We start from the raw sequence: 26,636 nt of genomic DNA, 5'->3' as shown, positions 1-26,636 counted from the left end.
TAATCCCTTTACTGTTCGTAAGTTCCAGCCAGTTACTTCAAGCCACTCAATTACTTCGAGTAAAGTTCTACGATGAGGTTTTCGTTGATGTCAGCAGGTAAGTCACTGCGATCCGGTACCCGCTTAAAAGTACCTTCTTTTTTGTCCGCGTTAACTTCCACCCACTCTACCTCACCACGTTGGGACGCCAACGCCAGCGCATTTTGGATACGCAGCTGGTTTTTGGCCTTCTCGCGAACGGCAATTACATCCTCCGGCTGCACCTGGTACGAGGGCACATTCACTGCCTGCCCGTTGACCAGAATCGCCTTGTGGGATACCAATTGACGGGATTCAGAGCGAGTCGCGCCAAAGCCCATGCGGTACACCACGTTATCGAGGCGGGTTTCCAGCAATTGCAGCAGATTTTCACCGGTGGCGCCTTTACGACGCGCAGCTTGTTTATAGTAGCTGCGGAACTGTTTTTCCAGTACACCGTAGGTGCGACGCACCTTTTGCTTTTCGCGCAGTTGCACACCGTAGTCTGACAGACGGCCGCGACGCTGGCCGTGCTGACCGGGCGCGGTTTCCGCCTTACACTTCGAGTCCAGCGGACGCGCACCGCTCTTCAGGAACAGGTCCGTCCCCTCGCGGCGGGAAAGCTTACAAGTTGGTCCAATATAACGTGCCATTGTTCAAAGCCTCCCTTATACGCGACGTTTTTTCGGCGGACGACAGCCGTTGTGGGGAATCGGTGTGACGTCTGTAATATTGGTGATTTTATAACCAGCATTATTCAGCGCCCGCACGGCGGATTCGCGGCCGGGTCCGGGGCCTTTCACTTCAACGTCCAGGTTCTTCAGACCGTAATCCTTGGCCGCCTCGCCGGCGCGTTCGGCCGCCACCTGGGCGGCGAAGGGCGTGCTTTTACGCGAGCCACGGAAACCGGAACCACCTGCAGTGGCCCAACTCAGGGTATTGCCCTGGCGGTCTGTAATGGTGACGATCGTGTTGTTAAAAGACGCATGGACATGGGCAACGCCATCCACAACGGTCTTCTTTATCTTCTTGCGACTGGGTTTATTACTTGGCTTGGCCATAGCAATCTCTTCCTAACCTGGGTTAAACCGGGACCTGGTATACAGGCCGGGTTACTTCTTAATGGGCTTGCGCGGACCCTTGCGGGTACGGGCATTGGTTTTGGTGCGCTGACCGCGCACCGGCAGGTTGCGACGGTGACGGATGCCCCGGTTGCAACCCAAATCCATTAAGCGTTTGATATTCATGGAAACTTCACGGCGCAAATCACCTTCAACAGTTACCTTGGTGATTTGTGCGCGAACCGCATCCATCTGCGCCTCGGAAAGTTCACCGATCTTGGTGCTCTCCGCTATGCCGACAGCGGCACAAATCTGCTTCGCAGTGGTACGGCCAATCCCATAAACATAGGTCAGGGAGATAACGGCGTGTTTGTTGTCTGGTATATTGACACCAGCGATACGGGCCATTCAACTTACTCCACGTATTTCCGGCTGCAACACCGACCCCTCTTGTGGGTTTCCTGTTAGGAATCGGTCGTTACAGCGCTAGGTTGCAGCGTTGACGGCGGCAAAACACCACCCTCCGACGCAAAAGCGCGCAAGGGTAGCAATAAAGCCACAAGAAATCAATAGCCCGGAGGTTTCCCCCCGGACGACAGTCAACGCCCCCTGTTCGCCGGCCCTTTTCAGGTTCCGGCAGGTCAAATGTTGAACACTCGACCCTAATACTCTCTTCGGACCAGCCTCCTTGTAAAGGCCGGAGAGCCCGGAGATTGGTCTATTTAGCGCGAAGATAACGAGTCCAAAATTGTGGCCAGTGCACAAAAGACTCGCCGCGCCAGGCTGATCGCCTGGTCAAGAGGCTTTTGTGCGCTGGCCGCAATTTTGGGCCGTTAGATCGCGCTAAATAGACCAATCTCCGGGCTTAGCCTTGACGCTGCTTGTGACGCGGCTCGGCACTGCAGATCACCCGCAGAACCCCCTTGCGACGCACCACCTTGCAGTTACGGCAAATTTTCTTCACTGAAGCGCGCACTTTCATGATCTACCTACCTTAATTCTTCGATTAGCGGGCCACGCCGCTACCATAGCCTTTCAAATTCGACTTCTTCATCAGCGATTCATACTGATGGGACATCAGGTGCGACTGCACTTGGGCCATAAAGTCCATAACCACGACCACGCAGATCAATAGCGACGTGCCGCCCAGATAAAATGGCACGTTAAACCCCACTACCAGAAACTGTGGCAGCAAACAGACGGCGGCTATATAGATGGAACCCACCACCGTCAGGCGCGTCAACACGCCATCGATATACTTGGCCGACTGCTCGCCCGGACGGATACCGGGGATATAAGCACCGGACTTCTTCAAATTATCCGCCACCTCGTTGGGGTTAAACATCAACGCCGTATAGAAGAAGCAGAAGAAAATAATCAACGCCGCAAACAAAATAAAATTCAACGGCTGTCCCGGACCTATAGCCAGGGCCAGCTCCTGCAGTATCGCCCCACCGGTACCTTCACTGCTCTGGCCAAACCACTGGGCAATGGAAGCCGGAAATAACAGCAGGCTGCTGGCGAAGATGGCGGGGATAACGCCTGCCATATTCACTTTCAGGGGCAGATGGCTGCTCTGTGCGCCAAACACCTTGCGCCCCTGCTGGCGCTTGGCGTAGTTGACGGTAATCCGCCGTTGGCCGCGTTCGATACGCACCACCAGCCAGGTCAGTACAATCGCCAGGATGCCGATTCCCAACAGGGCCAGGATATGCAGATCGCCCTGGCGGGCGCTCTCAAACGACTGCCCGATAGCGCTGGGGAAGCCCGCCACAATGCCGGCAAAAATCAGCATGGAAATCCCGTTGCCGACGCCGCGCTCGGTCACCTGCTCGCCCAGCCACATCATAAAGACGGTACCGGTTACCAGGGAAACCACAGCCACAAAATAGAAGCTGAAGCCGGGTTCATTACCGTAAGCCAGCCCCTGGGCCGCCAGGCCGACGGTCATACCCACCGCCTGCACCGAGGCCAGGGCCACGGTTAAATAGCGCGTGTACTGATTAATCTTGCGCCGCCCGCTCTCGCCTTCTTTCTTCAACTGCTCCAGCGACGGCGTCACGGCGGTCATCAACTGCATGATAATAGAGGCCGAGATATAGGGAATAATACCCAGGGCCAATATGCTCATGCGCTCCATGGCGCCGCCGGAAAACATATTAAACAGCCCCAGGATAGTGCCCTGTTGCTGGTTAAACAGGTTCGCGACCTGCTCCGGATCAATACCGGGTACCGGAATATGGGTACCTATGCGGTACACCAGGATCGCTAAAAACAGAAACCGCAGCCGGGCCCAGAGTTCACCCAGTCCCTTTTGGTTACCTAACGGCATATTGCCCGGAGTCGCCATAGCTTACTCTCTAGTCACCGGCCGCCCGCAGTTGGCGTGCTCAGTCTTCGATTTTTCCGCCGGCGGCTTCGATCGCCGCCTTGGCGCCCTTGGTCACTGCCAGGCCTTTGACAGTCACTGCCTTTTTCAGTTCGCCGGAGAGGAAGATCTTGACGCGCTTGATGGCTCCGCCAATCACACCGGCAGCCTTCAATGCCGCCAGATCGACGACCTCGCCTTCAACCTTGTTCAACTCCTGCAACCGCACTTCCGCCGTGATCCGGCCAATGCGCGAGCTGAAACCAAACTTCGGCAGGCGCTTTTGCAGCGGCATCTGGCCGCCCTCGAAGCCGGGCTTGACACTGCCGCCGGAGCGGGACTTCAAACCTTTGTGACCCCGACCGCCGGTCTTGCCCACGCCGCTGCCGATCCCGCGGCCCAGGCGTTTCCTGTCGCGCGTTCTGCCCGGAGCGGGGCTCAGTGTATTCAGACGCATTTCATCTTCCATCACTATTCCCCCTCCACTCTTACCAGATAATTGACTTTGTTGATCATGCCACGCACGGAGGGGGTATCTTCCACCTCGACGGTATGACCGATACGGCGCAGCCCCAAACCTGCCACACAGGCTTTGTGCGCTTTCAGGCGACCGGCGATACTCTTCACCTGGGTCACTTTAACTGTTTTCTTAGCCATGGTCGTTTTCCGCTAAGTTGTAATTAGTTCAGAATCTCTTCAACCGCTTTGCCGCGCTTGGCGGCCACAGATTCCGGAGACGCCATTGCCCGCAAGGCTTCGAAGGTGGCCCGCACGACGTTGACCGGCGTGGTGGAGCCGTAACACTTGGCCAGTACATTCTGCACGCCGGCAATTTCCAGCACGGCGCGCATGGCACCACCGGCGATCACACCGGTACCCGGAGAAGCGGGTTGCATATATACCTTGGAAGCACCGTGGCGGCCCTTGGTCGGATATTGAATGGTGTCGCCATTCAGTTCCACCTGCATCATATTACGCCGTGCAGCTTCCATCGCCTTTTGAATGGCCAGGGGCACTTCGCGGGCCTTGCCGCGACCGAAGCCGACCTTGCCGTTACCGTCGCCCACTACAGTCAGTGCCGTAAAACCGAAGATACGACCACCCTTTACGGTTTTGGCAACGCGGTTGACCTGCACCAGCTTTTCCTGCAGGCCTTCGGTGTTACCTTCGTCTTTCTTACTGTAAGCCATATCTCAACCTTTAGAATTCCAAGCCGGCTTCACGAGCCGCATCTGCCAACGCTTTTACACGACCGTGATATTTAAAACCACTGCGATCGAACGATACTGCGCTGACGCCGGCGGCTTTGGCCCGCTCGGCGATCAGGGTGCCGACCGCTTTTGCCGCCTCCGAGTTACCTGTTTTACCGTCACGCAACGACTTGTCCAGCGTCGAGGCGCTGGCCAGCACCTTGTCCCCTTCCGGGGCAATAACCTGGGCATAGATATGACGCGGAGTGCGGTGAATGCTCAACCGAGTGCCGCCCAGCTCACTGATCTTGGCCCGGGCACGACGCGCGCGGCGTAAACGAGTTTGTTTCTTAACGCTCATAACCTAGGCCCTACTTCTTCTTAGCTTCTTTACGACGCACATATTCGTCAGCATAGCGAACGCCCTTGCCCTTGTAGGGCTCAGGCGGCCGGAAGCCGCGGATCTCCGCGGCCACCTGACCCAGCAACTGCTTATCAGCGCTTTTAAGTACGATCTCAGTCTGACTCGGACTCTCGGCGGTTACGCCCTCCGGCAGCTTGTAATCCACCGGATGTGAAAAGCCCAATGTCAGGTTTACAGTTTTACCCGACGCCTTGGCGCGATAACCAACACCATTGAGCTGCAGCTTCTTTTCGAAACCTTTGCTCACACCGATCACCATATTGTTGACCAGTGCGCGTGTGGTACCCGCCAATGCGCGAGACTGCTTGACACTATCACGGGCGGCGAAAGTGAGCACTTTATCATCTTGCTTCACTTCCACCAGCGCGTGAACTTCCAGCGCCAATGTGCCATTGCTGCCTTTGACTGTGATGTCCTGCCCCTTCAGGGTGACATCCACGCCAGCGGGCACTTCAACCGGACTGTTTGCAACTCGTGACATAACGTTTTCCCGTTAACCTTTTGCTTCTACTACTGCTACTGTTCGTTTCCGACGGTCTATTTTCAATATCTGTTGTTGTCATCTATCTATAATCAACAACAGCGAATCATTAAAAGACCGTGCAGAGAACTTCACCGCCGATACCGGCTGTGCGTGCAGCGCGGTCGGTCATAACCCCTTTGCTGGTAGAAACAATGGCAATACCCAAGCCACCGCGAACCGATGGCAGCTCATTTTTACCCGCATAATTGCGCAAACCCGGGCGACTGACCCGATCGAGTTCGGCAATGACCGGCTTGCCCTCAAAATACTTCAGCGCCACTGTCAACTCGGGTTTCACACCTTCGCCGGCGCTAAAACCTGAAATGTAGCCTTCGTCCTGCAGCACGCGCGCAACGCTCACTTTCAGCTTGGAAGAGGGCATTACCACTTCAGCCTTGCCAACGCGCTGTGCGTTGCGAATACGAGTCAGCATATCTGCTAACGGATCTTGCATACTCATAATTATTTAGCCTCTTACCAGCTAGCCTTAACCAAGCCCGGCACATCACCGCGCATAGCTGCTTCACGTAATTTATTGCGGCACAGCCCGAACTTGCGATAAACGGCGTGCGGACGACCGGTCAAACGGCAGCGACGCTGCTTGCGCGACGAGCTGGCATTGCGCGGCTGCTTCTGAAGCTGTGTTTGCGCCTCCCAAACTTCCTCTTCGGTAGAGTTGGGATTAACGATGGTCGCTTTCAATTCGGCGCGTCTGGCGGCGTACTTAGCGACAACGCGAGCGCGCTTTTTCTCGCGCGCAATCATGGATTTCTTTGCCATAGTCTGACCTTAGCCTTTAAAGTGAGCCCTCAGCTTTTAAAAGGAAAATTGAAGGCTTTTAGCAACGCACGGCCCTCTTCGTCGGTACGCGCACTGGTGGTGATACAGATATCCAGCCCGCGCAACTTATCAACTTTGTCGTAATCGATCTCCGGGAAAATGATCTGCTCATTCACACCCATGGAGAAATTACCGCGCCCGTCGAACTGCTTGGGATTAATACCGCGAAAATCGCGCACACGCGGAATGGCGATAGATACCAGACGCTCCAGAAACTCGTACATCCGATCCCGGCGCAGGGTCGCCTTACAACCTATAGGCCAGCCCTCGCGAACCTTAAACCCTGCAATCGACTTGCGCGCTTTGGTGACAATCGCCTTCTGGCCGACGATTTTCTCGAGATCGCTGACCGCATTTTCCAGCACTTTCTTGTCGCCGATAGCCTCACCAACCCCCATATTTATGGTGATCTTGGTGATTCGAGGCGTTTCCATCACGTTTTTCAGGCCCAGCTCTTCTTTCAGCTTCGGCGCAATCTCGTCCCGGTAGAGTTCTTTCAACCTAGCCATGCTTAAATTACCGTCTGTCTATGCTCGCCACTTCGACTCAAGCGTCTACGGCTTCGCCGTTGGATTTGAAGATGCGAATCTTCTTCCCGTCTTCAAGAATTTTAAAGCCCACGCGATCCGCCTTCTTGGTCGCGCTATTGTAGATCGCGACATTGGAAGCCTGGATCGGCGCCTCTTTCTCCACAATTCCACCCGCAACACCCATCTGAGGATTGGGTTTCTGGTGTTTCTTAATCATCTGTATACCGGAGACGATCAGGCGTTTATCCGGCAGCACGCGCACAACCTTGCCGCGCTTGCCCTTGTCACGACCTGCGATCACAATCACTTCGTCATCACGTTTGATCTTCAGCATCATTCAGTCCTCAATTCCGGCTACCCAGTTGCCAAAGTACTGTTGTTTAACTACAAGTGTTACAGTACTTCCGGTGCCAGAGAAATGATTTTCATAAACTTTTCGCCACGCAGTTCCCGCGTTACCGGGCCGAATATACGTGTTCCCACCGGGGCGTCCTGCTGGTTCAGCAGCACGGCGGCGTTATCGTCAAACTTGATCAGGGAACCGTCCTGACGGCGCACACCTTTTTTGGTGCGCACCACGACGGCTTTCATCACCTGCCCTTTTTTGACCTTACCGCGAGGAATTGCTTCCTTCACAGTCACCTTGATAATGTCACCTACACGGGCGTAGCGACGATGCGAACCGCCCAACACCTTAATACACATTACCCGGCGAGCACCGCTGTTATCAGCGACCTCCAAGTAGGATTGCGTTTGAATCATCGTCCGTCTCCGAAGCTCTCTGGAGCGCCGCCTATAACACTAGCACGTGTTATATTTCGGCTGCGCGTTCCTCAATTTTCACCAGGGTCCAAGATTTGGTCTTGGACAAGGGACGGGATTCAGAAATAGTCACCACGTCGCCCACCTTACACTCATTTTGTTCGTCGTGCGCTTTAAGCTTGGAAGACTTACTCACATACTTGCCGTAAATCGGATGCTTAACGCGACGCTCGATCAAAACAGTAACGGTTTTATCCATCTTGTCGCTAACGACTTTGCCAGTCAGCGACCGAATCAGTTTTTCTGCCTGAGCCATCGTTAGTTACCTGCGTTCTCTTGTTCCCGGTTCTCTTCCTGGTTTCCCTGGCTTTGCTTCTCACCAAGAACCGACTTGATTCGGGCAATGTCACGGCGCGTTTGCTTGAGCAGGTGCGTCTGGTTCAACTGACCAGTAGACGCCTGCATACGAAGCTTAAACTGCGCTTCCAGTTGAGAGAGCAGTTCGGTGTTCAACTCTTCAACAGTTTTCTCGCGAAGTTCCTGCGCTTTCATCACATCACCGTACGTTTAACGAATGTAGTAGTTATCGGCAATTTAGCCGCCGCCAACGAAAATGCTTCGCGTGCAAGCTCTTCGCTGACCCCCTCCATTTCATAGAGGACTTTGCCCGGCTGAATCAATGCCACCCAGTATTCCACGTTACCCTTACCCTTGCCCTGGCGAACTTCCAGAGGCTTTTCGGTAATCGGCTTGTCCGGGAATACCCGAATCCAGATCTTTCCGCCCCGCTTTACATGGCGGGTCATGGCGCGCCGCGCCGCCTCTATCTGGCGGGCAGTAATACGCCCGCGACCAACCGCTTTTAACGCATACTCACCAAAGCTCACCTTCGAGCCGCGGTGAGCAAGACCGCGATTGCGGCCTTTTTGCTGCTTGCGAAACTTTGTACGCTTAGGCTGCAACATGTTGCGTACCCCTTAATTTGATCCCGTATTTTTAGGTGAAGGATTTTTTGGCCCGCCTTTCTTCGACGGCGCCTTTTTTGATGAAGTTTCAGCTTCTTCGACATCGCCGATAACTTCGCCTTTAAAAATCCAAACTTTTACACCGATGATGCCGTAGGTAGTCGATGCTTCGGCGGTCGCATAATCGATGTCAGCGCGCAGGGTGTGCAGCGGCACACGGCCTTCGCGATACCATTCGGTGCGGGCAATCTCAGCGCCGCCGAGCCTGCCACTGACCTGAATCTTCACCCCTTCGGCGCCCTGACGCATGGCATTTTGCACGGTGCGCTTCATGGCCCGGCGGAACATGACACGGCGTTCGAGCTGCGAGGCGACGCTCTGTGCTGCCAGTGTGGCATCCAGGTCAGGCTTGCGAATCTCTTCGATATTGATATGGACAGGCACACCCATCTGCTTGCTGATCTCGCTGCGCAGCCTTTCAACATCTTCACCTTTTTTACCAATCACAATCCCTGGACGGGCGGTGTGAATGGTGACCCGCGCGGTGTTGGCCGGACGCTCGATTTCAACGCGACTGACCGATGCATGAGCCAGCTTGGACTGAATATACTCGCGCACTTTCAGATCGGTGAATAACTTGTCTGCATACTCATCGCTACCGGCATACCAAGTGGAGGTATGCTTTTTGACGATACCCAGACGAATGCCTGTCGGATGTACTTTCTGACCCATAACGCCTGTTCTCTTAGCTGTCGGCTACTTTTACGGTAATGTGGCAAGAACGCTTTAAAATGCGGTCTGCACGCCCTTTCGCGCGAGGCTTGATACGCTTCATTGTCAAACCTTCATCCACAAAAATCGTGGAAACTTTCAATTCGTCTACGTCGGCGCCTTCGTTGTGCTCGGCGTTGGCAATCGCCGACTCCAGCACTTTCTTAATGATGGCGGCACCCTTTTTGGGGCTGAACGCCAGAATGTCCAGCGCCTCTTCCACGTGCTTGCCGCGAATCTGGTTGGCCACCAACCGCGCTTTTTGCGCTGACAGTTGGGCACCGCGTAATTTAGCTGCTACTTCCATCGTTTAACCTCGACGTTTTGGCTGGGCGCGCTTAGCGCTTCTTCGCTTTCTTGTCTGCTGCGTGACCACGGTAAGTGCGGGTCGCGGCAAACTCGCCCAGCTTATGCCCGACCATCTCTTCATTGACCAGCACCGGCACGTGCTGGCGGCCGTTGTGCACCGCCAGCGTCAGGCCAACCATGTCCGGCACGATCATGGAGCGACGCGACCAGGTCTTGATCGGGCGGCGATCATTTTTCTCGGCCGCTGTTTCGACCTTCTCCATCAAGTGAAGATCGATAAACGGACCCTTCTTCAGTGAACGTGGCACTGTTCTTTCCTCTTTCAGCTACTAGCTATTCAGCTATGTAAAAAAGTCTTGTAAAACTTTCTAAGCCGCGCGCTTACTTCTTACCACGACGGCGGATAATCATTTTGTCAGTGCGCTTGTTCTTGCGCGTTTTGTAACCCTTGGTGGGCGTGCCCCAGGGACTGACCGGGTGACGACCGCCGGAGGTTCGACCTTCACCACCGCCGTGCGGGTGGTCGACCGGGTTCATGGCGACACCGCGCACTGTCGGGCGCACACCGCGCCAGCGCTTGGCGCCGGCCTTACCCAGCGAACGCAGATTGTGTTCACTGTTGGACACCTCGCCCAGAGTGGCCCGGCACTCGACCAGCACCTTACGCATTTCACCGCTGCGCAACCGCAGCGTCGCGTAGGTGCCCTCACGGGCGACCAACTGCGCGGAGGTGCCGGCAGAGCGGGCCATCTGCGCGCCCTTGCCCGGCTTCAGCTCAATGCAGTGAATCACGCTACCGACCGGAATATTGCGAATCGGCAGGGCGTTGCCCACTTTAATCGGCGCCGTATCGCCAGACAGTATCTGGTCGCCAGCCCTAAGCTTCTTTGGTGCGATGATATAGCGGCGCTCACCATCGGCATAACACACCAGCGCTATATTGGCGCTGCGGTTGGGGTCGTACTCGAGGCGCTCGACTTTGGCCGGCACACCATCTTTATTGCGTTTGAAATCGATCACCCGGTAGTGTTGCTTATGGCCGCCACCGACATGGCGAGTGGTGATCCGCCCGGCGCTGTTACGCCCGCCGGTCTTCGACTTCTTCTCCAACAGCGGCGCGTGGGGAGCACCTTTGTGCAACTCCGGATCAACGACGCTTACGACAAAGCGGCGACCGGGAGAGGTTGGTTTACGTTTTACAATGGCCATCGTAACTTATTCTCCAAAAACACCCTCTCGGGGCTGCTATTCCGCTACCGCAAAGTCAATGTCCTGGCCTTCGGCTAAGCGCACATAAGCTTTCTTCCAGTCACTGCGCTTGCCTAAGCCGTGACGGGTGCGCTTGGTCTTGCCTTTGACATTGAGAACACGCACTTCTTCAACGGTGACGCTAAAGAGCTTTTCCACCGCTGCCTTGATCTCCGGCTTGGCCGCATCTTTCAGGACCTTGAAGACCACCTGGTTGCCCAGATCGCCGGCAGTGGCTGATTTCTCAGAGACCACCGGACCCAACAATACTTTCAACAGACGCTCTTGGTTCATCCCAGCATCTCCTCGAGTTTCTTAAGAGCAGAAACAGTGATGACAACTTTGTCGAAGCGAATCAGGCTGACCGGATCGATACCCTGTACATCGCGCACATCCACCTTGTGGAGGTTACGCGCCGCCAGATAGAGATTCTCGTTCACTTCTTCGGTAACAATCAGCGCTTCCGCCAAATCGTACTGCGCCAGTTTTTGCACCAGGCCCTTGGTCTTCGGCGCGTCGACGTCAAACGCCTCCACCACGACCAAGCGCTCCTGGCGATTCAACTCTGACAGGATGCAGCGCAACGCGGCGCGATACATCTTTTTATTCAGCTTCTGGCTGTGATCCCGCGGTTGCGCCGCAAAGGTCACACCGCCGGAACGCCACAGCGGGCTGCGAATGGTGCCGGCACGAGCGCGACCGGTACCCTTTTGACGCCAGGGCTTTTTGCCGCCGCCCGATACCGCCGCGCGATTTTTCTGGGCCTTGGTACCCTGCCGGCCACCGGCCAGGTAAGCCACTACCGCCTGGTGTACCAGGTCCTGGTTGAACTCTTTACCGAACGCGACTTCCGATACGCTGACCGTACCTTTTGCGCCTTCGGGTGTTGCTATATTCAATTCCATGGTCGATTCCCCACTAAACCCCTATATCTCTGCGACAGGCTGTCGGTTACGCACGCGCTCAGTTGCGCACCTTCACGGCCGGGCGCACGATGACATCGCCACCGGGCGCACCGGGAATAGCACCTTTGACCAACAGTAAGTTGCGCTCGGCATCGACTTTGACCACTTCGAGGTTCTGAATGGTGACCCGTTCAGCACCGAGGTGGCCGGCCATCTTTTTGCCTTTGAAAACACGGCCCGGCGTTTGACACTGGCCAATCGAGCCGGGAGCGCGGTGAGATATAGAGTTACCGTGAGTAGCGTCCTGCATGCGGAAATTCCAGCGCTTAACGCCGCCTGCAAAACCCTTACCCTTAGAGGTGCCGGTAACATCAATTTTTTGACCAGCCTCAAACGCTTCGACAGTCAGCTCGCCGCCGACTTCAAAGGTTTCGCCGCCGTCATTGCGCAACTCCCACAAGCCGCGACCGGCTTCTGAGTTAGCTTTGGCAAAATGACCTGCAGCAGGCTTGGTAACACGGGAGGCACGACGTGACCCTACGGTTACCTGCACAGAGCTGTAGCCGTCGGTTTCTACGTTCTTAACCTGGGTGATGCGATTGGGTTCGACCTCAATCACAGAGACAGGAATGGAAACACCTTCGTCGGTAAAAATGCGGGTCATGCCGCTTTTGCGACCGACAATGCCAATCGTCATTTTCTTTAACCTCTCAGTGTACGGGGCTGTTACCCGCTATGGCCGCCCATTTCAGAGCGTTACACACACCTGGACGGATGCCTTACGGGGGCTGGGGTCCAGGACTTCGGCGAATACTGCTAGCTATTCAATACCTATTAATTAGTCGAAACCTATAATCAGTCGAAACCCATTAACAGTGAGTCGAAACCCAGCTGAATCTAGCCGAGACTGATCTGCACCTCGACCCCGGCAGCCAAATCCAGCTTCATCAGGGCGTCAACAGTCTTTTCAGTCGGCTCAACAATATCCAACAAACGCTTATGTGTACGAATTTCGTATTGATCGCGCGCATCTTTGTTCACATGCGGAGAAATCAATACCGTAAAACGCTCTTTACGAGTCGGCAGCGGAATCGGGCCACGGACTTGTGCACCTGTACGCTTTGCCGTTTCGACGATCTCCAAAGTGGAGGCGTCGATAAGCTTGTGATCAAAGGCTTTCAGGCGAATCCGAATGCGCTGATTCTGCATGTGAACCAAACTCCCAAATACTTTAAAGAACTTCCGCCAGGCCACTTTTTATAAGGGGCCTGTCAAAACGGAAGCCGAATTCTAAAGGGGTGCCCCCAGGGTGTCAAGGGCTATTTAGGCGCTTCTGGCACTTTCTGTGCCGACCCGGAACAGAGAGGGAAAACCTACCAAAAAAACCCGTTATTTCAAACACTTATAAAAAAGGGCTCCCTCGCGGGAGCCCCTTTTTGAGACCTCAGCCAGACACGGCTTGAGATCGAGCTTACTCGATGATTTTGGCAACGACACCCGCACCAACCGTGCGGCCGCCCTCGCGGATCGCAAACCGCAGACCCTCTTCCATCGCAATCGGGGCAATCAGTGTCACCACCATCTGCACATTGTCACCCGGCATCACCATCTCGGTGCCTTCCGGCAATTCGCAGGCACCGGTCACGTCCGTGGTGCGGAAATAGAACTGCGGCCGGTAGCCTTTGAAAAACGGCGTGTGACGCCCACCTTCGTCCTTCGACAGCACATACACCTCAGACTCGAACTTGGTGTGCGGCGTGATCGAACCCGGACGCGCCAGCACCTGCCCACGCTCCACTTCTTCCCGCTTGGTGCCGCGCAGCAGTACCCCCACATTCTCACCAGCACGGCCTTCGTCCAGCAGCTTGCGGAACATCTCCACTCCGGTACAGGTGGTCTTGGTGGTCTCTTTGATACCGACGATCTCGATCTCCTCGCCCACCTTCACAATACCCCGCTCGACACGACCGGTTACCACCGTGCCGCGACCGGAGATCGAAAACACGTCCTCGATCGGCATCAGGAACGGCTGGTCCACCGCCCGCTCCGGCTCCGGAATATACTCGTCCAGGGTTTCCACCAGCTTCTTCACCGCCGTGGTACCCATCTCGTTGTCGTCTTTGCCTTCCAGCGCCATCAGCGCCGAACCGGTGATGATCGGGGTGTCGTCGCCCGGGAACTCGTACTGGTCCAGCAGCTCCCGCACTTCCATTTCCACCAGCTCCAGCAGCTCGTCGTCGTCGACCATGTCCGCCTTGTTCAGGAACACCACAATATAGGGCACGCCCACCTGCCGTGACAGCAGGATATGCTCGCGGGTCTGCGGCATCGGGCCGTCTGCCGCCGAGCACACCAGGATCGCACCGTCCATCTGCGCGGCACCGGTGATCATGTTTTTCACGTAGTCGGCGTGGCCCGGGCAGTCGACGTGGGCGTAGTGACGGCCCGGCGAGTCGTATTCCACGTGGGAGGTCGCAATCGTGATACCCCGCTCGCGCTCTTCCGGGGCATTGTCGATACCGTCGAAAGCCACCGCTTCGCCACCCCAGACTTCTGCACACACCCGCGTCAGCGCCGCGGTCAGTGTGGTTTTGCCGTGGTCGACGTGACCGATGGTGCCCACATTGACGTGGGGCTTGTTGCGTTCAAACTTTTCTTTAGCCACTTTTCATATCCTCAGACTTAACTTGCTGGCTACCCGCTGCGATGCAAATCCCGCCTGCGGGCGCTCACCATCAACTATCAATTACCAACTACGAGCTTCGGTCACTTGCCGGTTTTGGTTTTCGCAATGACCTCTTCGGCAATGTTGTTCGGCGCCTCGCCGTAGCGCTCAAACTCCATGGTAAACGTTGCGCGACCCTGGGTTGCGGAACGCAGGTCGGTGGCGTAACCAAACATTTCAGCCAGCGGCACTTCCGCATTGATAACTTTACCGGACGCATTCTCGTCCATCCCCTGAATCAAACCGCGGCGGCGGTTGAGATCACCCACCACATCGCCCATATTCTCTTCAGGCGTCACCACTTCAACTTTCATCAGCGGTTCAAGCAATACGGCACCACCCTCCTGGGACAGCTTTTTAGTCGCCATGGAGCCAGCGATTTTAAACGCCATCTCACTGGAGTCAACATCGTGGTAAGAGCCATCGTAGAGCGTCGCCTTCAACCCCAGCAGCGGGTAGCCGGCCAGGACACCGTTTTGCATCTGCTCGGAGATACCTTTTTCGACTGCCGGGATATATTCACGAGGCACCACACCGCCGACGATTTCGTTGACAAACTCCAAGCCTTCAGCGCCCGCGTCTTCGGCGGGCTCGAATTTGATCCAGACATGGCCGTATTGACCACGACCACCGGACTGGCGCACGAACTTGCCTTCGATTTCCGAGGTGTTGCGAATGGCTTCGCGGTATGCCACCTGGGGCTTGCCGATATTCGCCTCGACGCTAAACTCGCGCCGCATGCGGTCGACCAGGATATCCAGGTGCAACTCACCCATACCGGAAATAATGGTCTGCCCCGTTTCCTCGTCGGTCTTGACCCGGAAAGACGGGTCTTCCTGAGCCAACTTACCCAGAGCGATACCCATTTTCTCCTGATCGGCCTTGGATTTGGGCTCTACGGCTACCGAAATAACCGGCTCGGGGAACTCCATGCGCTCCAGGGTGATGACGCTGTTTTGGGCGCAAAGGGTATCACCGGTGGTCACGTCCTTGAGGCCGATACCGGCGGCGATATCCCCCGCCAGCACTTCTTTAATTTCCTGGCGGTCGTTGGAGTGCATTTGCACCATCCGGCCGACACGCTCTCTTTTGCCCTTCACCGAATTGTAAATGGTGTCACCGGAACTCAGGGTACCGGAGTAAACCCGGAAGAACGTCAGCGTGCCTACGAAAGGGTCGGTGGCGATTTTAAAGGCCAGGGCGGCGAAAGGCGCATTGTCGTCGGCCTCGCGGGCCTCGGTGGTTTCTCCATCATCCAGTATCCCTTCGATCGCTTTCACTTCGGTCGGCGCCGGCAGGTATTCGATAACAGCGTCCAACACCGCCTGCACACCCTTGTTTTTAAAGGCTGAGCCGCCCAACACCGGCACGATTTCATTGGCCAGGGTACGCTGGCGAATACCGGCTTTGACCTCTTCCTCGGTCAACTCGCCCCCTTCCAGGTATTTTTCCATCAGCTCTTCGTTGGCCTCAGCGGCGGACTCGACCAGGTACTCGCGCATCTCCTCGCACTTGTCCTGCAGCTCGGCGGGAATATCGGCATAGTCGAAAGACATACCCTGATCGGCTTCATTCCAGAGGATGGCCTTCATTTTTACCAGGTCGACCACACCTTTGAATTCCTCTTCGGCACCAATCGTCATTTGCAGGGGTACCGGTACGGCACCGAGGCGCTCTTTCAGTTGACCGACAACCATATCGAAATCGGCACCGGCGCGATCCATTTTATTGACGAAAACCATGCGCGGCACTTCGTATTTGTTGGCCTGACGCCAGACGGTTTCGGTCTGCGGCTGCACGCCGGAAGAGCCGCACAGCACCACCACGGCACCGTCCAGCACCCGCAGGGAACGCTCCACCTCGATGGTGAAATCGACGTGTCCCGGGGTATCGATGATATTGATGCGGTGTTTGTCGAACTGGTTCTCCATACCGGCCCAGAAACAGGTGGTGGCCGCGGAGGTAATGGTGATACCGCGCTCCTGTTCCTGCTCCATCCAGTCCATGGTGGCGGCACCGTCGTGCACCTCGCCGATTTTATGCGACAGGCCGGTATAAAAAAGTACCCGCTCGGTGGTGGTGGTTTTACCGGCGTCTACGTGTGCGACGATACCGATATTGCGATAGCGTGCGATAGGTGTTTTACGTGCCACGGTTGCATTCCCCGTTCTGCTGGTCCGGGCGCCGCGCCGCAAGGCGGCGCCTGCCCGGAACGACTGTATTCAACTTAAATAGAGTAAATAAAGGCGATCTGACTAAAACGCTAAAAGGCAGCGATGATAGCTGCCTTTCGTTACCGTATGTTTTTACAGTTACTTTAAATAGTCTGCTGCCCTTATGTTGACATTAGAAACACTGAGATTAAAAGCGCCTTTAAAAACGATAGTGAGAGAACGCCTTGTTGGCCTCAGCCATACGGTGAACGTCTTCGCGCTTTTTAACCGCTGCCCCCTTGCCCTGGGCGGCGTCGATCAGCTCACCGGCCAGTCGCTGCGGCATGGACTTCTCACCGCGGTTGCGGGAGTACTCCACCAGCCAGCGCATGGCCAGCGCGGTGCGGCGGGCCGGGCGCACTTCAACCGGCACTTGATAGGTTGCACCACCGACACGGCGGGACTTGACCTCTACAACCGGTGCGATCTTCTCCAGCGCTTCGTCGAATACCTCCAGCGGGTCCTTGTTAAGGCGTTCCTTAACAATATCCAAAGCACCGTAGACAATGCGTTCAGCGACGGACTTCTTGCCGCTGACCATAACCATGTTCATAAACTTCGCCAATGTCACATTGCCGTACTTGGGATCCGGCAATACTTCACGTTTGGCGACTACGCGTCTTCTTGGCATTTTAATTCGCCTCTCTTCAGGGTTGTCTAAGACGTCGCTCCAACAATAGGTTTCTGTACTAACACCCTATCATCACCAGCGCGCTCAGCCTTACTCGGTTCTCACCGAAAACGTTTTGCTACGGCAGCGGGGCCACGCAACCTGTTCCGTTGCTTGACTTCAGTTACTTGGGCCGCTTGGTACCGTACTTGGAACGGCCTTGTTTGCGATCGTTCACACCAGAGGTGTCAAGGCTGCCGCGCACGGTGTGATAACGCACACCCGGCAGGTCTTTTACCCGGCCGCCGCGAATCAACACCACACTGTGCTCCTGCAGGTTGTGTCCCTCACCACCGATATAGGACGTTACCTCGAAACCGTTGGTCAGGCGCACCCGGCAAACCTTGCGCAGGGCCGAGTTCGGCTTCTTCGGTGTGGTGGTGTAGACACGGGTGCAAACACCGCGGCGCTGAGGGTTGCCCTGCAAAGCGGGCACATCGCTCTTGGCTGCTTTACGTTTTCTCGGCTTACGAACCAACTGGTTGATCGTTGCCATGAAAAATAACTCCAAAAAATAAAAATGACTTCCACTTAGAAAAAAGCGGGTGGCGCATTGTAATGACGCCACCCGCCCCAGTCAATACCCCCACGGAGGGGGGCGCCGGCGCATCACCACACCGGCCAATCGCTAACTGGCGCTGGACTTCAACGCTTCGGTCAGGGCGGCTTCCACCTCCTCGGCGCTGACGCTGTCGGCGGGACTCACCTCGGTATCGCGGGCCTTGCGGCGCTCGTCGTGGTAAGTCAGGCCGGTGCCGGCGGGAATCAGGCGACCGACCACCACGTTCTCCTTCAGGCCGCGCAGGCTGTCCTGCTTGCCGGTAACTGCCGCCTCGGTAAGCACACGGGTGGTCTCCTGGAAGGAGGCCGCCGAGATAAAGGACTCGGTGGCCAGGGAGGCCTTGGTAATACCCAACAACAGGCGCTCGAACTGAGCCGGCTGCTTGTCCTCGGAGCGCAGCTTCTCGTTCTCTTCCAGCACCCGGGTGTACTCGACCTGCTCACCCTTGACGAAGGTGGAGTCACCCATGGCGGTAATCTCGACCTTGCGCAACATCTGCCGCACGATGGTCTCGATATGCTTGTCGTTGATCCTTACACCCTGCAAGCGGTACACATCCTGGATTTCGTTGGTGATATAACGGGCCAGTGCCTCCACGCCCTGCAGGCGCAGGATGTCGTGAGGGTTGCTCGGACCGTCGGATACCACTTCACCTTTGGCCACCTGTTCACCCTCAAACACGGTCAACTGGCGATACTTGGGAATCAGGCACTCGTAGTGAGTGGAACCGTCCTCCAATGGCTGGCCATCGGTGGGAGTAATCACCAGGCGACGCTTGCCTTTGGTTTCTTTACCGAAGCTGACGGTACCGGTAATTTCCGCCAGGATAGACGGCTCTTTCGGTTTGCGGGCTTCAAACAGGTCCGCCACCCGCGGCAGACCACCGGTGATATCGCGGGTCTTGGAACCTTCCTGGGGAATACGGGCAATGACGTCGCCGATACCGATATGGTCGCCGTTATTGAGGCTCAGCACCGCTTTGGCCGGCAGCATATAGTGAGCCGGCACATTGGTATTGGCCAGGCACAGTTCATTGCCGTCGCCGTCCACCAGCGTCACCGCCGGCTTGAGGTCCTTACCGGCGGCGGGCCGCTCGGCCGGATCGAGAATCTCAATGGCCGTCAGGCCGGTGAGCTCATCGGTCTGGCGGCGCACGGAGAGACCGTCCTCAAAACCGGAGAAGGCCACCTTACCGGCCACTTCGGTAACGATCGGGTGGGTGTGGGGGTCCCACTTGGCCACCACGGCGCCGCCGTCGACCTCGGCCCCGTCCTGCACGGAAATCACCGCACCGTAGGGTATCTTGTAACGCTCGCGCTCGCGGCCGCTGCTGTCGGCCACCGCCAATTCACCGGAGCGGGAGACCGCTACCAGCGAGCCGTCCTCGCGGGTCACGACCTTGATATTGTGCAACCGCACGGTACCTTCCTGCTTCACCTGGACACTGTCGGCGGCCGAGGACCGGCTCGCCGCACCACCGATGTGGAAGGTCCGCATGGTCAACTGGGTGCCCGGTTCACCGATGGACTGGGCCGCAATGACACCGATGGCCTCGCCCTTGTTGACGCGATGACCGCGGGCCAGGTCGCGCCCGTAGCACTGAGAACAGATACCGTGGCGCGTCTCACAGGTAATCGGCGAGCGCACGCACACCTCATCGATACCCATCTCCTCGATGCGATCGACCCACTTCTCATCGATCATGGTACCGGCGGGCACCAGTATCTCGTCGCTGCCGGGGCGCAAGACGTCGCGCGCCACCACGCGGCCGAGAATGCGGTCGCCCAGGGATTCGATAACGTCGCCGCCCTCGATCACCGGCGCCATGGTCAGGCCGGCATCGGTGCCGCAATCGACGCCGGTCACCACCAGGTCCTGGGCCACATCCACCAGGCGGCGGGTGAGGTATCCGGAGTTGGCGGTTTTCAGGGCCGTATCGGCCAAGCCCTTGCGGGCACCGTGGGTGGAAATAAAGTACTGCAGTACCGTCAGGCCTTCGCGGAAGTTGGCGGTAATCGGCGTTTCGATAATCGAGCCGTCCGGACGCGCCATCAGGCCGCGCATACCGGCAAGCTGGCGAATCTGGGCAGGTGAACCCCGGGCGCCGGAGTCGGCATACATATACACGGAGTTAAACGAATCCTGATGTTCCTGTTCACCCTCGCGGTTGACGACGCTTTCGGAGCTGATGCCTTCCATCATGGATTTGGCCACCAGGTCGTTGGCGCGCGACCAGATATCGATCACCTTGTTGTATTTTTCCCCCTGGGTCACCAGGCCGGAGGCATACTGACTTTCGATTTCTTTCACATCCGCCTCAGCACGCCCGATAATGGCGGCCTTTTCGTCGGGGATGGCAAAGTCGTTAACACCGATTGACGAGCCGGACTTGGTGGAGAAGTCGTAACCCATGTACATCAACTGGTCGGCAAAGATGACCGTCGCCTTGAGCCCGACAATGCGGTAGCAATCATTGATGATATGGGAAATGGCCTTCTTGACCATGGGCCGGTTGACCAGTTCGAACGACAGCCCGGCCGGCACGATTTCCCATAACAGGACGCGCCCGACAGTGGTATCGACCAGCGACGTGGAAACCTGCTCCTCGCCGTCTTCGCCGACACTCGCCTCGCCGATGCGCACCTTGATCTTCGCCTGCAGGTCGACCTGCTTGGCGTAGTAGGCGCGGGACACTTCTTCCGTATCGGCAAACGCCATGCCCTCACCGCGGGCGTTGATGCGCTCGCGGGTCATCCAGTAGAGTCCCAGCACCACGTCCTGGGAGGGCACGATAATCGGCTCACCGGACGCGGGGGAGAGGATGTTGTTGGTGGACATCATCAGCGCGCGGGCTTCCAATTGGGCCTCCAGCGTCAGCGGCACGTGCACGGCCATCTGGTCACCGTCGAAGTCGGCGTTGTAGGCGGCACACACCAGCGGGTGCAGCTGGATCGCCTTGCCCTCGATCAGCACCGGCTCGAACGCCTGGATACCCAGGCGGTGCAGCGTCGGCGCGCGGTTGAGCAATACCGGGTGCTCGCGGATCACCTCGTCGAGAATATCCCAGACCACCGCTTCCTCGCGCTCGACCATTTTCTTGGCCGCCTTGATGGTGGTGGCCAGCCCGCGCAGCTCCAGCTTGCTGAAGATAAACGGTTTGAACAGTTCCAGCGCCATTTTCTTCGGCAGGCCGCACTGGTGCAGCTTCAGGGTCGGACCCACAACGATCACCGAACGCCCGGAATAGTCGACCCGCTTGCCCAACAGGTTCTGGCGAAAGCGGCCCTGTTTGCCCTTGATCATATCGGCCAGGGACTTCAGGGGGCGCTTGTTGGAACCGGTGATGGCGCGGCCGCGACGACCGTTGTCGAGCAGGGCGTCGACGGATTCCTGCAACATGCGCTTTTCATTGCGCACGATAATGTCCGGCGCGTTCAGGTCCAGCAGACGCTTGAGGCGGTTGTTGCGGTTGATAACGCGACGGTACAGATCATTGAGATCGGAGGTGGCGAAACGGCCACCGTCGAGCGGCACCAGCGGGCGCAGGTCCGGCGGCAATACCGGCAGCGCCTCCATTACCATCCACTCGGGCTTGTTGCCGGAGTTGTAGAAAGCTTCGAGCAACTTCAGCCGCTTGGACAGCTTCTTGATTTTGGTCTCCGAGTTGGTCTGCGGTATTTCCTCGCGCAGGTGCTGAATTTCAGCTTCGAGATCGATATCGCGCATCAACTCCTGGATCGCCTCGGCGCCCATCTTGGCATCGAACTCGTCGCCGAACTCTTCCATCGCCTCGAAGTACTGCTCGTCGGTCAGCAACTGGCTTTTTTCCAGGGTGGTCATGCCCGGGTCGGTCACTACGTAGGACTCGAAATACAGCACCCGCTCTATATTGCGCAGCGTCATATCCAACAGCAGGCCGATACGGCTCGGCAGCGACTTCAGAAACCAGATATGGGCGACCGGGCTGGCCAGCTCGATATGCCCCATACGATCGCGGCGCACCTTGGCCAGAGTCACTTCCACACCGCACTTTTCGCAGATGATGCCGCGGTGCTTCATGCGCTTGTATTTGCCGCACAGGCATTCGTAGTCTTTGACCGGGCCGAAAATCTTGGCACAGAACAGCCCCTCGCGCTCGGGCTTGAAGGTGCGGTAGTTGATGGTTTCCGGCTTTTTCACTTCGCCGTAAGACCATGAACGCACCATTTCCGGTGACGCCAGCGCGATGCGAATCGCATCGAATTCCTCGGTCTGTCCCTGGGACTTTAATAAGTTGAGTAAGTCTTTCAAGGTAGCCTCCTATTCGTGGGCTCCAACAAGTAGCGAATCTAATCTCAAAACAGCCGCGCTCTCAGGCGAGCGCGGCCGGTAACGACTAACGGCTCAGGCGTCGTTCTCCAGTTCCATATTGATACCGAGCGAGCGGATTTCCTTAACCAGTACGTTAAAGGACTCCGGCATCCCGGGCTCCATACGGTGGTCGCCGTCGACGATGTTTTTATACATTTTGGTGCGCCCGGCCACGTCGTCGGATTTGACCGTGAGCATTTCCTGCAAGGTATAAGCGGCACCGTAGGCTTCCAGCGCCCACACTTCCATCTCACCGAAGCGCTGGCCGCCAAACTGGGCTTTACCCCCGAGCGGCTGCTGGGTGACCAGGCTGTAGGAGCCGGTGGAGCGGGCGTGCATCTTGTCGTCCACCAGGTGGTTGAGCTTCAGCATGTACATGTAACCGACGGTCACCGGACGCTGGAACGCGTCGCCGGTACGGCCGTCATACAGAGACATCTGACCGGATTCCGGCAGCTCCGCCAGTGCCAGCAGTTGTTTGATTTCCGTCTCCTTGGCACCGTCGAACACCGGAGTTGCCATGGGCACACCACCGCTGAGGTTGCGCGCCAGCTCCAGTACATCGGTGTCGCTGAACGACTGCAGGTCCTCTTTGGCACCGACGTCACCGGTTTTGTTGTAGATCTCCTCGAAAAACTGTCGCAGTTCGGCCACTTCGCGCTGCTGGCGCAACATGGCATCGATCTTGACGCCGAGCCCCTTGGCGGCCAGGCCCAGGTGGGTTTCGAGAATCTGTCCCACATTCATCCGCGAGGGCACGCCCAGCGGATTGAGGACGATATCGACCGGCTCGCCGTTCTCGTCATAGGGCATATCCTCGACCGGCATAATCACCGAGATAACCCCCTTGTTACCGTGGCGGCCCGCCATTTTGTCTCCGGGCTGGATGCGGCGCTTGATCGCCAGGTAAACCTTGACGATTTTCAACACGCCCGGCGCCAGGTCGTCACCGGTTTCGAGTTTTTTCTTTTTGTCCTCGAAGCGCTCGTCGAGAATCTTGCGGCGCTCTTTCAACTGTTCTTCGGCACGCTCGAGCTGCTCGTTCAGCGCCTCGTCGGACATGCGCAGCTTGAACCACTGATCGGCCTCGAGACTGTCGAGCAGTTCGTCAGAGATAACATCGCCCTTCTTAACACCCTTGCCGCCGGCAGCGGGCTGCCCCACCAGGGCGGCGCGCAGGCGTTCAAACGTGGCAGTTTCGACAATGCGATACTCTTCGTTCAAGTCTTTACGCACCTGATCCAACTGGGACTTCTCGATTTCCAGCGAGCGCTGGTCTTTCTCCAAGCCGTCGCGGGTAAACACCTGCACGTCGATAACGGTGCCGAAGGTGCTGGTGGGCACCCGCAGGGAGGTGTCTTTAACATCGGACGCCTTTTCACCGAAAATCGCCCGCAGCAGCTTCTCTTCCGGCGTCAACTGGGTTTCACCTTTCGGTGTGACCTTGCCCACCAGGATATCGCCCGGGCCGACTTCGGCACCGATATAAACGATACCCGACTCGTCCAGCTTGGACAGCGCGCCCTCGCCGACGTTGGGAATGTCCGCACTGATTTCCTCGCTGCCGAGCTTGGTGTCGCGGGCAATACAGGTCAGCTCCTGAATATGAATGGTAGTGAAACGGTCTTCCTGCACAACCCGCTCGGAGACCAGAATCGAATCCTCGAAGTTGTAGCCGTTCCAGGGCATAAAGGCGATGCGCATGTTCTGTCCCAGCGCCAGCTCGCCGAGGTCGACCGAGGGTCCGTCGGCCAGGATATCGCCGCGGGAGACCTGGTCGCCGACACTGACAATGGAGCGCTGGTTGATACAGGTGTTTTGGTTGGAGCGGGTGTACTTGGTGAGATTGTAGATATCCACACCGGCATCACCGGCGTCGACCTCCTGATCGTCAACCCGCACCACGATGCGCGCGGCATCGACCCGCTCGATCGCACCGCTGCGCTTGGCCACGACACAAACGCCGGAGTCGCGCGCCACATTGCGCTCCATACCGGTACCGACCAGCGGCTTGTCCGCCTTCAACGTCGGCACGGCCTGGCGCTGCATGTTGGAGCCCATCAGGGCACGGTTGGCGTCATCGTGCTCCAGAAACGGAATCAACGAGGCAGCCACAGAGACCACCTGGCGCGGCGACACGTCCATATACTGCACGTCTTCGGCCGCTTTCAGGGTAAATTCGTTCTGGTGGCGCACAGAGACCAACTCGTCCACCAACTGGCCTTTTTCATTGACCGTGGCCGAGGCCTGGGCAATCACATACTCGGACTCGTTGATCGCCGACAGATAGTCGATATCGTCGGTGACCTGGCCTTCTTTGACACGCCGGTACGGACTTTCCAAAAAACCGTAGTTGTTGGTGCGCGCATAGGTGGCGAGCGAGTTGATCAGGCCGATGTTCGGCCCCTCCGGCGTTTCGATCGGACACACGCGACCGTAGTGCGTCGGGTGCACATCGCGCACTTCAAAGCCGGCGCGTTCGCGGGTCAGACCACCGGGGCCCAGGGCCGATACCCGGCGCTTGTGAGTAACCTCGGACAGCGGGTTGTTCTGGTCCATAAACTGCGACAACTGGGAGGAGCCGAAAAACTCCTTGACCGCCGCCGCCACCGGTTTGGCATTGATCAAATCCTGCGGCATCAGCCCTTCGGACTCGGCCATGGACAGGCGCTCTTTCACCGCCCGCTCTACCCGGACCAGGCCGACACGGAACTGGTTTTCCGCCATTTCACCCACCGAGCGCACCCGGCGGTTGCCGAGGTGGTCGATATCGTCGACCATGCCCTTGCCGTTGCGGATATCAATCAAGGTGCGCAGCACCGCCACAATATCGTCATTCGACAGCGTGCCTTCGCCGCCCTCGCTCTCGCGACCCAGGCGGCGGTTGAACTTCATACGGCCGACAGCGGAAAGATCATAGCGCTCCTGGCTGAAGAACAGGTTTTGAAACAGTGCTTCGGCGGATTCTTTGGTGGGCGGCTCGCCGGGGCGCATCATGCGGTAAATTTCCACCAGCGCCTCCAACTCGGTGCGGGCCGGATCGACACGCAGCGTATCGGAGATAAACGGACCGCAATCCAATTCGTTGGTGTAAAGCGTCTCGACCGTTTTGATCTGGGCCGCCACCATCTTGTCCAGAATTTCTTCGGTAATCTCAGTATTACACTCCGCCAGCAGCTCGCCGGTCTCGGTGTTGGCCAGGTCTTTTGCCAGCGAACGGCCGAGCATGTATTCCCGCGGTACGGCCAGCTCGCTGACGCCGGCTTTTTCCAGTTGGCGAATATGCCGCGCGGTGACACGGCGGCCCTCTTCGACCACGACATTGCCGTCGTTGTCCTTGATTTCAAACGTGGCCACATCGCCGCGCAGCCGCGACGGCACCAGCTCAAGGGTGAATTCACCGTCACTGTTGATGTGGAAGCTGCTGGTATCAAAGAACATATCCAGCATTTCTTCCGAGCTGAAACCCAGGGCGCGCAGCAGAATAGTCGCCGGCAGCTTGCGACGGCGATCGATCCGCACAAACACCAGGTCTTTCGGATCAAACTCAAAGTCCAGCCACGAGCCGCGGTAGGGGATGACGCGGGCGGAATACAACAATTTGCCGGAAGAGTGGGTTTTACCCTTATCATGATCAAAAAACACGCCCGGGGAGCGATGCAGCTGGGAGACAATCACCCGCTCGGTACCATTGATCACGAAGGTGCCGTTATCGGTCATGAGCGGAATCTCGCCCATGTAGACTTCCTGCTCTTTGATGTCCTTGATGGACTTGTTGGCAGATTCTTTATCGTAAATAATCAGGCGCACTTTGACACGCAACGGCACGGCGTAGGTGACACCGCGCAGTTGGCATTCGTTGACGTCAAATGCAGGCTTACCCAGGTTGTAACTCACGTATTCAAGGGCGGCGCTGCCGGAATAGCTCACTATCGGAAACACAGACTTGAAAGCCGCGTGCAAACCGTGGTCGCCACGGGCATCGGCGGCGGTGCCGGCCTGGGTAAATTTCCGGTAGGAGTCCAACTGAATCGCCAGGAGGAAAGGTACATCCATAACGGTCGGCAGTTTGCCGAAGTCCTTGCGGATACGTTTTTTCTCAGTGTATGAGTAAGCCATTTGTATTCCCCAGCTTGTTCGGATAAGGCCCTATCTCAGCCACAGAAACGCGGGTGGCGTTTCATCTAATTTCCGTAAAACAA

The 26,636-nt window shown here is 57.1% G+C and carries 32 protein-coding genes; all 32 read right to left on the bottom strand.

Annotation, left to right across the window (positions count from 1 at the left end; translation table 11 throughout):
• Positions 1 to 50 precede the first annotated feature (50 nt).
• Positions 51 to 671 (bottom strand): 30S ribosomal protein S4, encoded by a 621-nt coding sequence (rpsD, locus tag FKG94_RS25775; protein ID WP_142929831.1) that lies wholly within the window; start codon positions 669 to 671, stop codon positions 51 to 53.
• A 15-nt stretch (positions 672 to 686) separates the two neighbouring features.
• On the bottom strand, positions 687 to 1,079 hold the full coding sequence (rpsK, locus tag FKG94_RS25770; protein ID WP_142929830.1) for a 30S ribosomal protein S11: 393 nt from the start codon (positions 1,077 to 1,079) through the stop codon (positions 687 to 689).
• 51 nt (positions 1,080 to 1,130) lie between these two features.
• Complete coding sequence (rpsM, locus tag FKG94_RS25765) at positions 1,131 to 1,487, bottom strand: 30S ribosomal protein S13 (protein WP_142929829.1); 357 nt, start codon at positions 1,485 to 1,487, stop codon at positions 1,131 to 1,133.
• 457 nt (positions 1,488 to 1,944) lie between these two features.
• A complete protein-coding gene (gene rpmJ / locus FKG94_RS25760) occupies positions 1,945 to 2,061 on the bottom strand; it encodes a 50S ribosomal protein L36 (protein WP_142929828.1) in 117 nt (38 codons plus the stop codon).
• A 24-nt stretch (positions 2,062 to 2,085) separates the two neighbouring features.
• Positions 2,086 to 3,429: a preprotein translocase subunit SecY gene (secY, locus tag FKG94_RS25755; protein ID WP_142929827.1), complete on the bottom strand. Its 1,344-nt coding sequence runs from the start codon at positions 3,427 to 3,429 to the stop codon at positions 2,086 to 2,088.
• 40 nt (positions 3,430 to 3,469) lie between these two features.
• The gene (gene rplO, locus FKG94_RS25750; RefSeq protein ID WP_142929845.1) at positions 3,470 to 3,904 is read right to left on the bottom strand and encodes a 50S ribosomal protein L15; all 435 of its coding nucleotides are present in this window, start codon (positions 3,902 to 3,904) and stop codon (positions 3,470 to 3,472) included.
• 14 nt (positions 3,905 to 3,918) lie between these two features.
• A complete protein-coding gene (rpmD, locus tag FKG94_RS25745) occupies positions 3,919 to 4,104 on the bottom strand; it encodes a 50S ribosomal protein L30 (protein ID WP_142929826.1) in 186 nt (61 codons plus the stop codon).
• A gap of 23 nt (positions 4,105 to 4,127) precedes the next feature.
• Entirely contained in the window at positions 4,128 to 4,637 is a 510-nt protein-coding gene (rpsE, locus tag FKG94_RS25740; RefSeq protein ID WP_142929825.1) for a 30S ribosomal protein S5, read from the bottom strand.
• A 10-nt stretch (positions 4,638 to 4,647) separates the two neighbouring features.
• Positions 4,648 to 4,998, bottom strand: coding sequence for a 50S ribosomal protein L18 (gene rplR / locus FKG94_RS25735; RefSeq protein ID WP_142929824.1), 351 nt, complete (start codon positions 4,996 to 4,998; stop codon positions 4,648 to 4,650).
• 10 nt (positions 4,999 to 5,008) lie between these two features.
• Positions 5,009 to 5,542, bottom strand: coding sequence for a 50S ribosomal protein L6 (gene rplF / locus FKG94_RS25730; RefSeq protein ID WP_142929823.1), 534 nt, complete (start codon positions 5,540 to 5,542; stop codon positions 5,009 to 5,011).
• 109 nt (positions 5,543 to 5,651) lie between these two features.
• A complete protein-coding gene (rpsH, locus tag FKG94_RS25725; RefSeq protein WP_142929822.1) occupies positions 5,652 to 6,044 on the bottom strand; it encodes a 30S ribosomal protein S8 in 393 nt (130 codons plus the stop codon).
• A 14-nt stretch (positions 6,045 to 6,058) separates the two neighbouring features.
• On the bottom strand, positions 6,059 to 6,364 hold the full coding sequence (gene rpsN / locus FKG94_RS25720) for a 30S ribosomal protein S14 (protein WP_142929821.1): 306 nt from the start codon (positions 6,362 to 6,364) through the stop codon (positions 6,059 to 6,061).
• 29 nt (positions 6,365 to 6,393) lie between these two features.
• Positions 6,394 to 6,933 (bottom strand): 50S ribosomal protein L5, encoded by a 540-nt coding sequence (rplE, locus tag FKG94_RS25715; protein WP_142929820.1) that lies wholly within the window; start codon positions 6,931 to 6,933, stop codon positions 6,394 to 6,396.
• Between the two features lie 37 nt (positions 6,934 to 6,970).
• Positions 6,971 to 7,288 carry a 50S ribosomal protein L24 gene (gene rplX, locus FKG94_RS25710; RefSeq protein WP_142929844.1) on the bottom strand — a complete coding sequence of 106 codons (318 nt, stop codon included), beginning with the start codon at positions 7,286 to 7,288 and terminating at the stop codon, positions 6,971 to 6,973.
• 59 nt (positions 7,289 to 7,347) lie between these two features.
• The gene (gene rplN, locus FKG94_RS25705) at positions 7,348 to 7,716 is read right to left on the bottom strand and encodes a 50S ribosomal protein L14 (RefSeq protein WP_142929819.1); all 369 of its coding nucleotides are present in this window, start codon (positions 7,714 to 7,716) and stop codon (positions 7,348 to 7,350) included.
• A 49-nt stretch (positions 7,717 to 7,765) separates the two neighbouring features.
• Positions 7,766 to 8,032, bottom strand: coding sequence for a 30S ribosomal protein S17 (gene rpsQ, locus FKG94_RS25700; RefSeq protein WP_142929818.1), 267 nt, complete (start codon positions 8,030 to 8,032; stop codon positions 7,766 to 7,768).
• A 2-nt stretch (positions 8,033 to 8,034) separates the two neighbouring features.
• Positions 8,035 to 8,268, bottom strand: coding sequence for a 50S ribosomal protein L29 (gene rpmC / locus FKG94_RS25695; protein ID WP_142929817.1), 234 nt, complete (start codon positions 8,266 to 8,268; stop codon positions 8,035 to 8,037).
• On the bottom strand, positions 8,268 to 8,681 hold the full coding sequence (rplP, locus tag FKG94_RS25690; protein ID WP_142929816.1) for a 50S ribosomal protein L16: 414 nt from the start codon (positions 8,679 to 8,681) through the stop codon (positions 8,268 to 8,270). Before rplP ends, rpmC begins: the two co-directional genes overlap by 1 nt.
• A 12-nt stretch (positions 8,682 to 8,693) precedes the next feature.
• On the bottom strand, positions 8,694 to 9,413 hold the full coding sequence (gene rpsC / locus FKG94_RS25685; RefSeq protein WP_142929815.1) for a 30S ribosomal protein S3: 720 nt from the start codon (positions 9,411 to 9,413) through the stop codon (positions 8,694 to 8,696).
• A gap of 13 nt (positions 9,414 to 9,426) precedes the next feature.
• Positions 9,427 to 9,759, bottom strand: coding sequence for a 50S ribosomal protein L22 (rplV, locus tag FKG94_RS25680; RefSeq protein ID WP_142929814.1), 333 nt, complete (start codon positions 9,757 to 9,759; stop codon positions 9,427 to 9,429).
• A 31-nt stretch (positions 9,760 to 9,790) separates the two neighbouring features.
• Complete coding sequence (gene rpsS / locus FKG94_RS25675; protein ID WP_142929813.1) at positions 9,791 to 10,069, bottom strand: 30S ribosomal protein S19; 279 nt, start codon at positions 10,067 to 10,069, stop codon at positions 9,791 to 9,793.
• A gap of 73 nt (positions 10,070 to 10,142) precedes the next feature.
• Positions 10,143 to 10,970, bottom strand: coding sequence for a 50S ribosomal protein L2 (gene rplB, locus FKG94_RS25670; RefSeq protein ID WP_142929812.1), 828 nt, complete (start codon positions 10,968 to 10,970; stop codon positions 10,143 to 10,145).
• Positions 10,971 to 11,006: 36 nt separating this feature from the next.
• Entirely contained in the window at positions 11,007 to 11,303 is a 297-nt protein-coding gene (gene rplW / locus FKG94_RS25665; RefSeq protein ID WP_142929811.1) for a 50S ribosomal protein L23, read from the bottom strand.
• Positions 11,300 to 11,914, bottom strand: coding sequence for a 50S ribosomal protein L4 (rplD, locus tag FKG94_RS25660; RefSeq protein WP_142929810.1), 615 nt, complete (start codon positions 11,912 to 11,914; stop codon positions 11,300 to 11,302). The genes rplW and rplD overlap by 4 nt, the downstream gene beginning before the upstream one ends.
• A gap of 58 nt (positions 11,915 to 11,972) precedes the next feature.
• The gene (gene rplC, locus FKG94_RS25655; protein WP_142929809.1) at positions 11,973 to 12,611 is read right to left on the bottom strand and encodes a 50S ribosomal protein L3; all 639 of its coding nucleotides are present in this window, start codon (positions 12,609 to 12,611) and stop codon (positions 11,973 to 11,975) included.
• A gap of 200 nt (positions 12,612 to 12,811) precedes the next feature.
• On the bottom strand, positions 12,812 to 13,123 hold the full coding sequence (gene rpsJ, locus FKG94_RS25650) for a 30S ribosomal protein S10 (RefSeq protein ID WP_142929808.1): 312 nt from the start codon (positions 13,121 to 13,123) through the stop codon (positions 12,812 to 12,814).
• A gap of 262 nt (positions 13,124 to 13,385) precedes the next feature.
• A complete protein-coding gene (tuf, locus tag FKG94_RS25645; protein ID WP_142929796.1) occupies positions 13,386 to 14,579 on the bottom strand; it encodes an elongation factor Tu in 1,194 nt (397 codons plus the stop codon).
• A gap of 101 nt (positions 14,580 to 14,680) precedes the next feature.
• On the bottom strand, positions 14,681 to 16,792 hold the full coding sequence (fusA, locus tag FKG94_RS25640) for an elongation factor G (protein WP_142929807.1): 2,112 nt from the start codon (positions 16,790 to 16,792) through the stop codon (positions 14,681 to 14,683).
• A gap of 220 nt (positions 16,793 to 17,012) precedes the next feature.
• Complete coding sequence (gene rpsG / locus FKG94_RS25635; protein WP_142929806.1) at positions 17,013 to 17,483, bottom strand: 30S ribosomal protein S7; 471 nt, start codon at positions 17,481 to 17,483, stop codon at positions 17,013 to 17,015.
• Between the two features lie 163 nt (positions 17,484 to 17,646).
• Positions 17,647 to 18,018: a 30S ribosomal protein S12 gene (gene rpsL, locus FKG94_RS25630; protein ID WP_142929805.1), complete on the bottom strand. Its 372-nt coding sequence runs from the start codon at positions 18,016 to 18,018 to the stop codon at positions 17,647 to 17,649.
• A 132-nt stretch (positions 18,019 to 18,150) separates the two neighbouring features.
• Entirely contained in the window at positions 18,151 to 22,374 is a 4,224-nt protein-coding gene (rpoC, locus tag FKG94_RS25625; RefSeq protein WP_142929804.1) for a DNA-directed RNA polymerase subunit beta', read from the bottom strand.
• Between the two features lie 93 nt (positions 22,375 to 22,467).
• Positions 22,468 to 26,553, bottom strand: coding sequence for a DNA-directed RNA polymerase subunit beta (gene rpoB / locus FKG94_RS25620; RefSeq protein WP_142929803.1), 4,086 nt, complete (start codon positions 26,551 to 26,553; stop codon positions 22,468 to 22,470).
• Between the last annotated feature and the right edge of the window lie 83 nt (positions 26,554 to 26,636).

This window comes from Exilibacterium tricleocarpae, assembly GCF_007004655.1.
Taxonomy (GTDB): domain Bacteria; phylum Pseudomonadota; class Gammaproteobacteria; order Pseudomonadales; family Cellvibrionaceae; genus Exilibacterium; species Exilibacterium tricleocarpae.
Note: the sequence above shows the minus strand (reverse complement) of the source record. Positions and strands in the feature narration are given on the sequence as shown.

Bases quoted from the DNA above. Each gene is read 5' to 3' on its own strand.
- rpsD (WP_142929831.1), bottom strand. From the start codon at position 671: ATGGCACGTTATATTGGACCAACTTGTAAGCTTTCCCGCCGCGAGGGG.
- rpsK (WP_142929830.1), bottom strand. From the start codon at position 1,079: ATGGCCAAGCCAAGTAATAAACCCAGTCGCAAGAAGATAAAGAAGACC.
- rpsM (WP_142929829.1), bottom strand. From the start codon at position 1,487: ATGGCCCGTATCGCTGGTGTCAATATACCAGACAACAAACACGCCGTT.
- rpmJ (WP_142929828.1), bottom strand. From the start codon at position 2,061: ATGAAAGTGCGCGCTTCAGTGAAGAAAATTTGCCGTAACTGCAAGGTG.
- secY (WP_142929827.1), bottom strand. From the start codon at position 3,429: ATGGCGACTCCGGGCAATATGCCGTTAGGTAACCAAAAGGGACTGGGT.
- rplO (WP_142929845.1), bottom strand. From the start codon at position 3,904: ATGCGTCTGAATACACTGAGCCCCGCTCCGGGCAGAACGCGCGACAGG.
- rpmD (WP_142929826.1), bottom strand. From the start codon at position 4,104: ATGGCTAAGAAAACAGTTAAAGTGACCCAGGTGAAGAGTATCGCCGGT.
- rpsE (WP_142929825.1), bottom strand. From the start codon at position 4,637: ATGGCTTACAGTAAGAAAGACGAAGGTAACACCGAAGGCCTGCAGGAA.
- rplR (WP_142929824.1), bottom strand. From the start codon at position 4,998: ATGAGCGTTAAGAAACAAACTCGTTTACGCCGCGCGCGTCGTGCCCGG.
- rplF (WP_142929823.1), bottom strand. From the start codon at position 5,542: ATGTCACGAGTTGCAAACAGTCCGGTTGAAGTGCCCGCTGGCGTGGAT.
- rpsH (WP_142929822.1), bottom strand. From the start codon at position 6,044: ATGAGTATGCAAGATCCGTTAGCAGATATGCTGACTCGTATTCGCAAC.
- rpsN (WP_142929821.1), bottom strand. From the start codon at position 6,364: ATGGCAAAGAAATCCATGATTGCGCGCGAGAAAAAGCGCGCTCGCGTT.
- rplE (WP_142929820.1), bottom strand. From the start codon at position 6,933: ATGGCTAGGTTGAAAGAACTCTACCGGGACGAGATTGCGCCGAAGCTG.
- rplX (WP_142929844.1), bottom strand. From the start codon at position 7,288: ATGCTGAAGATCAAACGTGATGACGAAGTGATTGTGATCGCAGGTCGT.
- rplN (WP_142929819.1), bottom strand. From the start codon at position 7,716: ATGATTCAAACGCAATCCTACTTGGAGGTCGCTGATAACAGCGGTGCT.
- rpsQ (WP_142929818.1), bottom strand. From the start codon at position 8,032: ATGGCTCAGGCAGAAAAACTGATTCGGTCGCTGACTGGCAAAGTCGTT.
- rpmC (WP_142929817.1), bottom strand. From the start codon at position 8,268: ATGAAAGCGCAGGAACTTCGCGAGAAAACTGTTGAAGAGTTGAACACC.
- rplP (WP_142929816.1), bottom strand. From the start codon at position 8,681: ATGTTGCAGCCTAAGCGTACAAAGTTTCGCAAGCAGCAAAAAGGCCGC.
- rpsC (WP_142929815.1), bottom strand. From the start codon at position 9,413: ATGGGTCAGAAAGTACATCCGACAGGCATTCGTCTGGGTATCGTCAAA.
- rplV (WP_142929814.1), bottom strand. From the start codon at position 9,759: ATGGAAGTAGCAGCTAAATTACGCGGTGCCCAACTGTCAGCGCAAAAA.
- rplB (WP_142929812.1), bottom strand. From the start codon at position 10,970: ATGGCCATTGTAAAACGTAAACCAACCTCTCCCGGTCGCCGCTTTGTC.
- rplW (WP_142929811.1), bottom strand. From the start codon at position 11,303: ATGAACCAAGAGCGTCTGTTGAAAGTATTGTTGGGTCCGGTGGTCTCT.
- rplD (WP_142929810.1), bottom strand. From the start codon at position 11,914: ATGGAATTGAATATAGCAACACCCGAAGGCGCAAAAGGTACGGTCAGC.
- rplC (WP_142929809.1), bottom strand. From the start codon at position 12,611: ATGACGATTGGCATTGTCGGTCGCAAAAGCGGCATGACCCGCATTTTT.
- rpsJ (WP_142929808.1), bottom strand. From the start codon at position 13,123: ATGCAGAATCAGCGCATTCGGATTCGCCTGAAAGCCTTTGATCACAAG.
- rpsG (WP_142929806.1), bottom strand. From the start codon at position 17,483: ATGCCAAGAAGACGCGTAGTCGCCAAACGTGAAGTATTGCCGGATCCC.
- rpsL (WP_142929805.1), bottom strand. From the start codon at position 18,018: ATGGCAACGATCAACCAGTTGGTTCGTAAGCCGAGAAAACGTAAAGCA.
- rpoB (WP_142929803.1), bottom strand. From the start codon at position 26,553: ATGGCTTACTCATACACTGAGAAAAAACGTATCCGCAAGGACTTCGGC.